Origin of the sequence: Aquimarina sediminis (assembly GCF_002895435.1) — a bacterium.
GTDB classification, from domain to species: domain Bacteria; phylum Bacteroidota; class Bacteroidia; order Flavobacteriales; family Flavobacteriaceae; genus Aquimarina; species Aquimarina sediminis.
In genome coordinates this window covers 523,675-535,940 of record NZ_POYJ01000001.1, presented here as the reverse complement: position 1 = coordinate 535,940, position 12,266 = coordinate 523,675, and the positions used below count along the sequence as shown (strand labels likewise).

12 protein-coding genes are annotated in these 12,266 nt (G+C 30.8%); 10 read left to right on the top strand and 2 right to left on the bottom strand.

All coding sequences use genetic code 11. The features are described from left to right. The first annotated feature begins 50 nt into the window (after positions 1-50). Both C1X07_RS02425 and C1X07_RS02420 read left to right on the top strand, forming a co-directional pair. Positions 51-962, top strand: coding sequence for an AraC family transcriptional regulator (locus tag C1X07_RS02425; RefSeq protein WP_103068374.1), 912 nt, complete (start codon positions 51-53; stop codon positions 960-962). 405 nt (positions 963-1,367) lie between these two features. Further along, the gene (locus C1X07_RS02420; protein ID WP_103068373.1) at positions 1,368-1,769 is read left to right on the top strand and encodes a hypothetical protein; all 402 of its coding nucleotides are present in this window, start codon (positions 1,368-1,370) and stop codon (positions 1,767-1,769) included. Positions 1,770-1,988: 219 nt separating this feature from the next. On the opposite strand, the gene C1X07_RS02415 is transcribed toward C1X07_RS02420, so the two are convergent. Next, complete coding sequence (locus C1X07_RS02415; RefSeq protein WP_103068372.1) at positions 1,989-2,507, bottom strand: CAP domain-containing protein; 519 nt, start codon at positions 2,505-2,507, stop codon at positions 1,989-1,991. A 454-nt stretch (positions 2,508-2,961) separates the two neighbouring features. On the opposite strand from C1X07_RS02415, the gene pyrR reads away from it, so the two are divergent. The 6 genes from pyrR to pdxH all read left to right on the top strand — a co-directional run bounded on the left by pyrR (position 2,962) and on the right by pdxH (position 7,062). Next, on the top strand, positions 2,962-3,501 hold the full coding sequence (pyrR, locus tag C1X07_RS02410; protein WP_103068371.1) for a bifunctional pyr operon transcriptional regulator/uracil phosphoribosyltransferase PyrR: 540 nt from the start codon (positions 2,962-2,964) through the stop codon (positions 3,499-3,501). A 46-nt stretch (positions 3,502-3,547) separates the two neighbouring features. Continuing rightward, positions 3,548-4,477, top strand: a complete 930-nt coding sequence (locus C1X07_RS02405) for an aspartate carbamoyltransferase catalytic subunit (RefSeq protein WP_103068370.1) — start codon at positions 3,548-3,550, stop codon at positions 4,475-4,477. 3 nt (positions 4,478-4,480) lie between these two features. After that, the gene (locus tag C1X07_RS02400) at positions 4,481-4,813 is read left to right on the top strand and encodes a ribonuclease Z (protein ID WP_103068369.1); all 333 of its coding nucleotides are present in this window, start codon (positions 4,481-4,483) and stop codon (positions 4,811-4,813) included. A 48-nt stretch (positions 4,814-4,861) separates the two neighbouring features. Then, positions 4,862-5,323 (top strand): thioredoxin family protein, encoded by a 462-nt coding sequence (locus tag C1X07_RS02395; RefSeq protein ID WP_103068368.1) that lies wholly within the window; start codon positions 4,862-4,864, stop codon positions 5,321-5,323. A 62-nt stretch (positions 5,324-5,385) separates the two neighbouring features. Next, positions 5,386-6,291: a ribonuclease Z gene (locus tag C1X07_RS02390; protein WP_103068367.1), complete on the top strand. Its 906-nt coding sequence runs from the start codon at positions 5,386-5,388 to the stop codon at positions 6,289-6,291. 126 nt (positions 6,292-6,417) lie between these two features. Next, entirely contained in the window at positions 6,418-7,062 is a 645-nt protein-coding gene (pdxH, locus tag C1X07_RS02385; protein WP_103068366.1) for a pyridoxamine 5'-phosphate oxidase, read from the top strand. Between the two features lie 20 nt (positions 7,063-7,082). Here pdxH and C1X07_RS02380 read toward each other — a convergent pair whose 3' ends face one another. Further along, positions 7,083-9,272 carry an OmpA family protein gene (locus tag C1X07_RS02380; RefSeq protein ID WP_103068365.1) on the bottom strand — a complete coding sequence of 730 codons (2,190 nt, stop codon included), beginning with the start codon at positions 9,270-9,272 and terminating at the stop codon, positions 7,083-7,085. Positions 9,273-9,672: 400 nt separating this feature from the next. On the opposite strand from C1X07_RS02380, the gene C1X07_RS02375 reads away from it, so the two are divergent. Together C1X07_RS02375 and ppk1 are read left to right on the top strand one after the other, a co-directional pair. Then, on the top strand, positions 9,673-10,158 hold the full coding sequence (locus C1X07_RS02375) for a SixA phosphatase family protein (RefSeq protein WP_103068364.1): 486 nt from the start codon (positions 9,673-9,675) through the stop codon (positions 10,156-10,158). After that, positions 10,158-12,263: a polyphosphate kinase 1 gene (gene ppk1 / locus C1X07_RS02370; RefSeq protein ID WP_103068363.1), complete on the top strand. Its 2,106-nt coding sequence runs from the start codon at positions 10,158-10,160 to the stop codon at positions 12,261-12,263. Before C1X07_RS02375 ends, ppk1 begins: the two co-directional genes overlap by 1 nt. Positions 12,264-12,266 lie beyond the last annotated feature (3 nt).

Here is a 12,266-nt window from a genome sequence, read left to right as displayed (position 1 = left end):
ATATCTATCATTACAGAGAATAGTATATGTTTTTTTGTATATTTAGAATTATGTCAAGATTTTTGAATACCCACATAGCTAATAGAAAAATTACTACCCTAGTAGAAAATAGGACAACCTATAATGCTGATTATACAGAGCTAAATATCTATGAAACGCATGCTTATGCAGAAAAAGTAGCTCTAAAATTTGATTATCCGGTTATTGCCAGTATGCTATCCGGAAAAAAGATAATGCATATTGATGGTATACCTTCATTTGATTTTTTTCCTGGAGAGTCTGTTGTAATGCCTACCAATAAAGAAATGGTTATTGATTTTCCGTTGGCTTCAAAAAATACACCAACACAGTGTCTGGCTCTTGGTATTGATTCAGAAAAAATAAATGAAGTTGCTTGTCGGTTTAATGAAAGAGTGGCTATAGAGTCTGAAAATAAAAATTGGAATATTGACTCTAACGCTTCTCATCTCACAAATAATAGAGATGTTAATATTTTAATCGAACGCTTGGTCCATACCTTTACTAATAATTGTCAGTCAAAAGATGTTTTGTTGGATTTGATGATTCAGGAACTTATTGTTAGGCTTTTACAAACAAAGGCTAAAAATAGTATTCTACATGATTTTAATGGTATTTTTTCTGATACTAGAATAGGAATGGTTGTGAAGTATATAAAGGATAATTTGACTGATAAAAATATAACAGTAGATTTTCTCGCAAATAAAGCGTACATGAGTACATCACATTTCCACAAAAAATTCAAAAACACTTTGGGGATATCTCCTATAGATTACTTAAATACAGAAAAAATTAAGTTTGCTAAAAAACTTATAAAACAAAATAAGAAACTTCTTATCTCTGAAGTTGCTTTCAAATCCGGGTTTAATAGTGTTAGTTATTTTAACAGGCAGTTTAAAAAATTAGAAATGATGACTCCGCAACAGTTTAAATTGTCCATATAAAAGTTTTTTTATTCTTTGAACATCACAAAAACCAACAAACAAATAACTACATCGAGGATTATTGAATACTAAAAATTACATGTTTTTGGTTATTTTTTGTAGGAATTGTATTCTCTATTTATTTTAAACAAATAAGACTCCCATATAGGTGCATAGAAGATTATTTCTATGTAATAAGTATTTTATGTCCATTTTTAAGTAACTATATTTTTTTTATAAAACATTTGTAATGAGTGTTTTGTGATTTACAGAAAGTAGTCTAACGAAGTAAACTGTTCGTTCATCGAGCTTTTTCTAATTAGTCGTCACTGAAAAACGGGGGGCAGATTTTCACTAATATTGGTATGTTATCTAAGGTAAAGCTTGATGATATTTGCACTGTAAGAAATCTTAATCGTTTTTAAAATGAAAAATCTAAAGAGAACAATAATATTTGTATTAAATTTTTTAATCATTATACAGGCAAATGCAAAGGGAGCTAATGTATTAACTATGATGGCAAATAATGAAATAGCAAAGACGTCTACAAACAAAGATGATGAATCAGAGCCGAAAGGCAAGAAGTTAAATAAAATATCCAGGTCTAAGAATTTTCATTCTATAAAAAAATGGAAGATAACAATAGAGTATATAGATGGAGGTTTTATGTCTAAAACAATTTCTGTTAAAGATAATTCTGAGTTGAGTCCTATGGAAACAGCATTTGCAGAAGCAGAAAAATATCTTGAGACCATTGATAATGTGAAGGAGTATAGTGTTGCTCCGGTATCTAATAATTCATTTGTTTTATTAGTGGGACAAGAATAGAACTGTAAAAAATAAGATTACTACTTTAATATTAGACAAAGAAATAGAGAAGCTGTCAAAAAGTAAGTTCAAAACAAACAATTATAATACTAAGTTTATCAAAGATTGGTTGGTTAGCAAGTTGAGTTATATGAAAAACTTTGATATGTTTGGTTGAGCGTAGAAAAATACACTTTTTTGAACAGCTTTCTCTATTACTTGTTAAGTTATAGGATTATTTTATCTATAAAAAATCTGAGTGTAATAGAAGTTACCTTCAGAATCTTTAATAGCGGCAATTCCAGTATGCGTATAATCACCTTCAATATTATCACGATGCCCACTACTATTTAACCATCCTTCTACCACACTTGAAGCACTTCTATAATGTGAAGCAACGTTTTCTGACATAGATCTTGCATTAGCAGAATACACTAAATTTTGATATCTCTGAGAAAAACCATCGTGACTTATTGAGCCTTCTTGAATCATGTATTGCGTATGGTTCCAAGATTCTGTATACGCCGCATTACTCCATATTAGTGGTTGAAGACCAATGCTTTGACGGTGATCATTAACTTGATAGTAAATTTCGTGGATTACTTGTATTTCTTCATTTGAAAGTTTTGCATTTGGCATAACCTCTAGGGTTTGCTCTTCCAATTCAACTTGACTTTCATCTTTTGTACATGATGTAATCAATAAAGTGATGGATAAAATAGCTAATAATAGACCTTTAAGCTTTTGTTGTCTTTTCATAATTTGTCGATTAATTAAATATGATTTGAGTTATGTTGTATTAGTAATACACATGAAATGGCTAAATGTCCTTTTAAAAAAATGTTTTGATGAATTTTGTTGTAAGATTTTATGAGGATTTGACTTTATGACTATAAGGGTAATTAGTGTCACTCTATGCATGGATAAGAACAATTACATATGTAACAAAACATGGTAGTTTTATCAAAAGAATTAAGAAGAACTAGAGAACAATTATGAATATTGAAAGCATTCGATTAGTTTTTTCACTTCAGTTTGTATTTTTAATGGTCACTAGATAAGAATGTTAATTATTTCTGTATAGCGTTTTTAATTTTGGGGTGCTTGGAGTTTGTTCTAAAGTGGTAATATTTTCTATCAGGTTATTTATAAATTGGATTGTTTAATTCCAAAATTTCACTATTTTTGTATTCCAGATATCCATTTGGAGATTATGAGTCAAAAATTACTACTTAGTGCAAAAGAGATCGATATAATTCTGCACCGTTTGGCTTGTCAATTAATAGAAAACCATACGCATTTTAAAGATACTGTTTTGATAGGGGTTCAGCCTAGAGGGACTTTTTTAGCAGATCGTATAAAAAAAATCTTAGCAAAAGATTATCAGGTTACTGATGTTAAGCTAGGATATCTTGATATTACATTTTATAGGGATGATTTTAGAAGAGGAGAAAAAACCTTGGAGGCTAATAAAACTCATATCGATTTTGTAGTAGAAGATAAGCGTATTGTATTTATTGACGATGTATTATATACGGGGCGGAGTATTAGAGCAGCTCTTACTGCAGTACAATCTTTTGGTAGACCAAAAGAGATAGAATTATTAACACTAATAGACAGGCGTTTTAGTCGTCATTTGCCTATTCAGCCCAATTATAGAGGTCGTCAGGTAGATGCAATTAATCAAGAAAAAGTAAAAGTACACTGGGTCGAAAATGAAAATGAGGATGCCGTGTATTTGATAGGAGATTAATAGTTTCTTAAATCACTGTTTTGTTTAAAAATATAAAAACATACGAATGAGCGAATTAAGTGTAGATCACTTACTGGGGATAAAATATCTAAACAAAGATGATATAAATCTAATCTTTGAAACTGCCGATCATTTTAAAGAAGTAATTAATCGGCCTATCAAAAAAGTTCCTTCGCTTCGAGATATTACTATTGCCAATCTTTTTTTTGAAAATAGCACAAGAACAAGATTGTCTTTTGAGTTAGCAGAAAAACGCCTTTCTGCAGATGTTGTAAATTTTTCCGCAGCATCTTCTTCAGTAAAGAAAGGAGAAACACTTATTGATACTGTCAATAATATTCTTTCTATGAAGGTGGATATGGTTGTTATGAGACATCCTAATCCAGGAGCAGGAGTTTTTCTTTCTAGTCACGTGAATGCAAGTATAGTTAATGCAGGAGACGGTGCCCATGAACACCCCACACAAGCATTACTAGATTCATATTCTATAAGAGAAAGATTGGGTGAAGTAGGAGGTAAAAAAATTGTTATTGTAGGGGATATTTTACACTCTAGAGTAGCTCTTTCTAATATATTTGCTTTGAAGCTTCAAGGAGCAGAAGTAAAAGTTTGTGGTCCAAAAACCCTTATTCCTAAATATATAGAGAAATTAGGAGTAAAGGTAGAAACAGATCTAAAGAAGGCTTTGGCATGGTGCGATATTGCAAATATGCTAAGGGTTCAAAACGAAAGAATGGAAATTAGCTATTTTCCTTCTACGCGAGAATATACACAACAGTTTGGTGTAAATAGAAAACTATTAGATAGTTTGGATAAAGAAATTGTAATCATGCACCCTGGACCAATCAATCGTGGAGTAGAAATCACGAGTGATGTTGCTGATTCTAGTCAGGCCATTATTTTGGATCAGGTACAGAATGGGGTAGCAGTGAGAATGGCAGTAATATATCTCTTAGCTTCAAAAATTAAACGATAAATTATGATTTTTAATAAAGAAGGCTCAACAACTATAATTACACAAGAGAAAACTACAATAGTAGAGTTTGTCAAAGGATTAGAAGATAAATATGAATCTCTAAAGAATGATAATATTATTGTCAACTTGTTTTCTTTGCAGAAGATTACTATTGATGATATTAATGAATTTTTGTTACTATCAAACAAGCATAAAGCGATAAAACATTCGTTTGTGATTGTAAGCGATAAGATTTCATATAATGAAGTTCCTAATGAAATAACAATTGTTCCTACATTACAAGAAGCTTACGATTTGGTAGAGATGGAGGAGATAGAGAGAGATCTTGGATTTTAGAAATAGTATTATTTGTAATTATCCATATTTTTTTTCGTCTGATTGGATATGAATAAATTCGCCCCGCTTTCTATTATACTAATTTTTAGTTTTTTTTGTTGCTATAATGCTTCTGGCCAAGATTGGAAATATGATTTTGAAGAAGCAAAACTACGAGCAAAGACAACAGATCAAAATATCGTATTGTTTTTTACAGGATCGGACTGGTGTCCGCCATGTATTAGATTAGAAAAAAACATTTTTTCTGATAAAGAATTCATTGCCTTTGCCAACAAACAATTTGTATGGGTAAAAGCAGATTTTCCAAAGCGAAAGAAAAATAAGCTTTCTTTAGATCAAGAAAAGAAAAATAAGAAATTGGCTCAAAAATATAATAGGAAATGGATTTTTCCTGTTATTCTTGTTTTGGATAAAGAAGGTACAGTATTAGGAGCTACTGGTTATAGAAGACGCCTTGATGCAAAAGGGTATATCTCCTTACTAAAATCGTTTGATTCTTTTGGTCGGTAAGTTGATTTATAAATGTGATTGAATTATATTCACAATCTGTTTACTAAAGAAAAAAGAGAATTTTGAAACTTACTATATTAGGTTGCTATTCGGCAACACCACGAACCTTTACTAATCCTACATCGCAAGTTCTAGAGATTAACAACCATATTTTTTTAATTGATTGTGGAGAAGGAACCCAAGTAGAACTGAGACGCAATAAAATTAAGTTTTCAAGGATTCAACATATTTTTATTTCTCACCTTCATGGAGATCATTTTTTTGGATTGATTGGATTAGTTTCTACATTTAGGCTTCTAAATAGGGATACTCCTCTTCATATCCATGGACCCAAAGGGATTAAGGAAGCAATTACGTTGCAGCTAAAACTTTCTCGCTCCTGGACGGATTATCCGCTTCATTTTCATGAATTAACTAATACAGAATCAGAAATTGTTTTTGAAGATGAGAAAGTGATAGTAAGCACAATACCATTACAACATAGAATATATTGTAATGGATTTTTGTTTAAAGAAAAATCAGGAGATCGTGTATTACTGATTGATAAAGTTTTAAATTATAATATTGATAAGGCATATTACAAATCGATAAAAAAGGGTAAGGATGTTACTTTGGATAATGGTAAAATTGTACCAAATAGCGAACTTACAGCTCCTCCAAAACCAGTTAAAAGTTATGCTTACTGTAGTGATACCAAGTATAATGAAGAAAAAATTTCTTTGATAGAAAAAGCAACGGTGTTGTATCATGAGTCTACTTTTTTAGAAAGCCATAAACATTTGTGCGAAAAAACTGGACATAGTTCTGCTATTGAAGCGGCAAGTATAGCTAAAAAAGCAAATGTCGGAACTTTAATTTTGGGACATTATTCTACAAGATATCAAAATATCGAAATGTTTAGAGATGAAGCTAAAACAGTGTTTGATCAAGTAGAAATTGCTGATGATGGAGAAGTTTTTCAGTTTTAGATCTTACTTTTTGGTCTTATGTGGGTTGAGTGATAATTATAAATTTACGAATTCAGATAATCTAGTATTATTTTATCTATTAAGAATGTATAACTTTGCTATAAAGTTGTAAACTATTAAAGTATTATGAATAGAGACCTTACATCCTATAGAAAATCATATGAGAAAAGTTTTTTGGAGGAAAATAACCTTCCAGATTCACCACTTACTCTTTTTTCTAAATGGTTTAAAGAAGTTGAAGAAGCTGGTGGAGTAGAAGAAGCAAATGCTATGACGATTACTACTGCTGGATTAGATGGTTTTCCGAAGGCAAGAATAGTGTTGCTCAAACAGTTTGATGAGGAAGGTTTTGTGTTTTATACTAATTATGGATCTGAGAAAGGAAAATCTATAGCTGATAATAATAAAGTTTGTATTTCTTTTTTTTGGCCCAATTTAGAACGACAAGTGATTATTAAGGGGATAGTACATAAAACGGAAGAAGAAGAGAGCTTACGTTATTTTTTATCACGCCCCAGAGGGAGTCAATTAGGAGCATTGGCTTCTGATCAAAGTGAAATAATCGAATCCAGAGATTGTATAGAAAAACGATTAGAATCATTAAAAAAGGAATATCAGGGAAAAGAAATCCCGAAGCCTCAATCTTGGGGAGGATATCGTATAAAACCTATTGAATTCGAATTTTGGCAAGGAAGAGCAAATCGCCTACATGACCGCATTCTGTTTTCTGATCAGAAAGAAAATTGGAAAATTGAAAGGTTATCTCCTTAATTAGTTAATTAGTGTTGCTATTACATTATAACAAAGCTAGATCGTCTGTTTTTTTGATATTGATCCTCTGAGCAATCTTGACCATCTTTACAATCATTAACAGGTTTGCTTTCGCCAAAACCAACATAAGATAAAATCCTATTTTTAGAAATGTTTTTACTTAAAAGATAATTATAGATAGACTTAGCCCTTTTTTGAGATAGTGTAAGGTTATAATTTTCTTCACCTCGGCTGTCAGAATGAGTTTCTATTTTGATTATCATATCTGGATAATCATTTTTCATGATTTGAACTACTTTGTCTAGTTCTATTTCTGCCTTTTCAGTAATATCCCACTTGTCAAAATCAAAATAGATCTCATTTAAGTTGATTAGATCATTTATTGTTTTGCTCAATTTCATATCAGATTTTACAAGAGATTCTGGAGTGGTTTTTGATTTAACAATATCGCCAGGGGTGATGCCTTTGCTATCAGTGTTATTTGACCTGCTTACTTCATCCATTTCACTAGGCATTACAGATGCAAACTGACTGTTCATCTTCTTTTTAGGAATAGAAACAAGTCTGGATGCATTAGGACAGTTTAACTTACTAATATCTATAGCTAGTTTAAATTGATAATAATCAGGAAGCTCGCAAGAATTAATGTGGTTGTATCCTTTAGAATATTTTACAGTTTCATTTAAAGTACCATTAAATTCGGCTATAACAGGTTGATCTACAACCATAATATCATCAATGGTTTTAATCGATTCGCAACCTGTATCTACCGTTACATTATAACTGATTTTAAAAGGTTCACTATCTTTTTTTACCATTTTATTCGGTATGATAAAGCTTAATGTTCTAGAAGCTTTATGAAATTTCATTTTTATTTTTTTGGTAGGTAATACCAGTGATTTTTCAGAAAAAACTACATTCTTAGGTAGAATGTCTTTAATAACGGTATTTTTTGCATCATCATTTCCATCATTATAGATAGTAAGGTTGTACGTTATTTCTTGCTTAGGTGATAATACATCATCAGGACGAATATAATTATCGTTAGCAGTGTATTTTGAGCGTTTTACTATATGAATCGCAGGCTCATAAATCTCTACACTAAATGCAACAGAAATAACTGAATATCCATCATTGTCGGTTAATAATCTAAACTTTGCTTCAGTTTGGTTATTACCAATAATACTGTTTCGAATATTCTTAATATCAAATAAATCAGCATCGTAGCCCAACGTATTTTGACTAGCGGGTACTCTAGATTTTACATTTCTTCCGTTTTCTGTAATATTGGCATTGAAAAAATTATTCATTGGATTGGTACCATCAGCAAGACTTTTATACTTATTAGTCTCGTTAGACATTACCTGAAATCGATCTCCTCTAATTCCTTTATCTCCTTCATAAGCTATTACTCCAATTTTACCATGAACCGCTCCATTAGGTATGGTTTGAAAATTATCAAAAGTAAATGCTACTGGTTTAGCTTTAGAATCAATATTTACAAAGCCATCATATACATAAAACCTTTTTCTAGGTTTGGTGTCATCTTCATATATAACAACCATTGTCCATCCTCCTGCAAGTCCATTACCCAAAGTTTGATCATCATTCACTTCTGTAGTAGTTGCTGGAATATTTGCTACAGTATATGTTCCCAAAGGTTTCTCAAGCTTCAGAACATCTGCAGTTATATCTTTATAGCATGAATATTGCTTAAATAAGGATTCACTATCATTATAATAGTCATAAATTATATTTCCACCTTTAATTGTAGTATATGTGTTTTGACCAGGATACTTTACTTTTATAGAAGTTATATCATGTTCTCGATTTTCATCTGCATAAGCGGCAGTCCAATATAAGCCAACATGTTTGATTGCATTACAATCAGAATCAATATCCAAATCTGCACTACTAGAATTAAAAGTAGATGAGTCATTATCAATATCGATAAAGCCCATTCTAAATTGGTTATTCAATCCTCCGTCATTGTAACTTTTATTTGGATCAAATTCACCAGACCCGTCATCGTTACTTACCTTACCTAAAATAGTGTTGGATACAAATTTGAAATCGCCTTTTAACGTTAATTCAGTACGTTTTTTTAGAGGCACCTCTACCTGTCCATATACAATTGAAGAACCAAAGCTGCATATAAGAATAAGTAGGTACAAATTTTGAAACCAAATTAGGTTCCTGTTTTTAGTCATCAATTTTTCCACTTTATTTGCTTTTTAATAGCCCTAATAATATTATGATCAATTATAGTCATAATGTTTGGGGAAAACACTCTGATTTAAGGGAAAACCGTATGTAAATTTATATTTTAGCATTTGATTAAATAAGAAAAAATTGATGTTTTCGACGTAAATACGGATTTTATCGATTAAAATCAGGGTGTATGATCTTCATTTTCATTTAATTAGCACTAGTATTAAGCACTTTTTTATAAGAATATCAATGCGAAGCCAATCATTAAAAAATTGAGAATACAAAAAATAGCCTAGCGTACAAAAAAAATATTTTTACTACTATATATTAAGATTTTTAAATTCGAATTCTTAAACTTGTATAAAATAACTTCATTTCTTCATAAATAGTATTTGATTCATGAAAACTTTATATATAATTCGACATGCAAAATCTTCTTGGAAGTTTGATGTAACAGATGATAAAAGACCTCTAAATGAAAGAGGGTTGATCGATGCTGAACTAGTTGGTAATGAGTTGAGTACTAAAGTTAAATCTGTAGATAAAATTTTGTCTAGCCCAGCTGAAAGAGCACATACTACAGCAAAAATAATTATTAAATATTTGGATATTGACCCAAGTATATTTTATTTAGAATCAGAACTTTATGATTTTGAAGGAAGGATGGTCATTGATGTAATAAAAAAATGTAATAACAAGATTAACACTTTAATGATATTCGGACATAACCATGCTTTTACATCAATCGCCAACCTTTTTGGAAGTGAAACTATTGATAATCTACCAACATCGGGTGTAGTTGCTATACAGTTTGATGTTAATGATTGGCAGAATATTACTGTAGGAAAAACCTTATTCACTATCTTTCCTAAATCTTTAAGATAATGTCCGAGAGTATTAAAAACCAATATATTAATAGAGAATTAAGCTGGTTGCAATTTAATGCACGAGTACTTCAAGAGGCCGCTGATAGTACAGTTCCATTATTAGAAAGACTACGTTTTATTGGAATATTTTCTAATAATCTCGATGAGTTTTTTAAAGTAAGGTATGCAACAATAAAAAGAATTGATCTTGCAGGTAAAGATGGTAGGAATGTACTCAAAGGAGTGACTGCAAATGAATTATTAGATAAAATCACTAGTATAGTAATAAAGCAGCAAGCAACAAGTCTTGAGACTATTGAAAAAATCAGTAAAGAGCTTGAACTACATAATATTTTTATTATCAACGAAAATCAGGTAACACCTGATCAAGATGCTTTTATTCGTAATTATTTTGTAAGTAAGGTAAGTCCTGCTTTGGTAACGTATATATTGAATGACCTTGATAAATTCCCTCATTTAAAGGATAGTGTGGCGTACCTAGCCGTAAAACTTGTTCTCAAAGAAAAAATACCCAAAGAAGGAAGAATTTCTAAAATTTTACATCAAACCACAAAAGAAAAAATATACGCATTAATCGAAATCCCAAAGAATACTGATCGGTTTGTAGTACTTCCAGAAAAAGATGGAAAACGTTTTATTATTATTCTCGATGATTTGATCAGATATTGTATGCATATTAATTTTAGTATTTTTGATTATGTTAGAGCATCGGCTCATATGATTAAGATTACTAGAGATGCGCAATTGGATTTTGATAATGACCTTAGTAAAAGTTTTATTCAAAAAATTTCCAGTAGTGTAAAATCGCGAAGAGACGGTGAACCTGTACGGTTTGTCTACGACAAAACTATAGGAAAAGATACCTTAGCATTTTTAATGGAAAAAATGGGAGTTGATAATACAGATAGTATTATCCCAGGTGGTAGATATCATAACCGTAGAGATTATATGAATTTTCCTGATTTAGGAGATACTACATTGGTGTATCAACCTATTAAACCTCTGGCAATTCCTGGGTTAATCCTTCAAGGGAGTTTACTTGATAAAATTGCTAAAAAAGATTTTCTGCAATATACTCCTTATCACACATTCTCTTATATGGTAAAATTTTTAAGGGAGTCTGCAATCGATCCTAAGGTAAAAAGCATTAAAATAACAATTTATCGATTAGCTAGTATCTCGCACATTGCCAGTTCTCTTATAAATGCCGCCAAAAATGGTAAAAAAGTTACAGTACAGATTGAATTGCAAGCTCGCTTTGATGAGGCGGCCAACATTCGTTATGCAGAGCAGATGCAAAGAGAAGGAGTGAATCTAATTTTTGGTATTAAAGGATTAAAAGTACATTGCAAAGCCTGTGTGATTGAAAGAGAAGAAAAAGGTAAGCTTAAAAGATATGGCTTTATAAGTACCGGGAATTTTAACGAATCTACTGCAAAAATTTATACCGATTATACATTATTTACAACCAACGAAGCAATACTAAAAGAAACTAATAAAGTATTTAAATTCTTCGAAATAAATTATAAAATTAATCGATATAAACATTTGCTAATCTCTCCTCACTACACTAGGTCTTCTTTAGTAAAATTAATTGATAAAGAAATTAATAATGTTAAAGAAGGTAAACCTGCTGGAATTAAGTTAAAACTTAATAGCTTAAGTGATTATGATATGATAGATAAATTTTATGAGGCCAGTAGAGCAGGAGTAAAAATAGACTTGATCATACGTGGAATTTGTTGTTTGATACCTGGTATACCCGGGATGAGTGAAAATATTAGAGCTATAAGTGTAATTGACAAATTTCTGGAGCACCCAAGACTTTATATATTTATGAATGCAGGTAATCCAAAAGTTTATATATCGTCTGCGGATTGGATGACACGCAATCTGGACAGAAGAGTTGAAATATCTTGCCCAATTTATGATGATGATATAAAATTAGAATTAATGGAAACTTTTGATATTTGCTGGAACGATAATGTAAAGGCCAGAAGACTTTCTAAAGATCAGGATAATGCATATATTAGAAATGATAAGGTTGTAGTAAGATCACAGTTAGAAACGTATAACTATTATTTAAAAAAACTAGGAAATTAATTA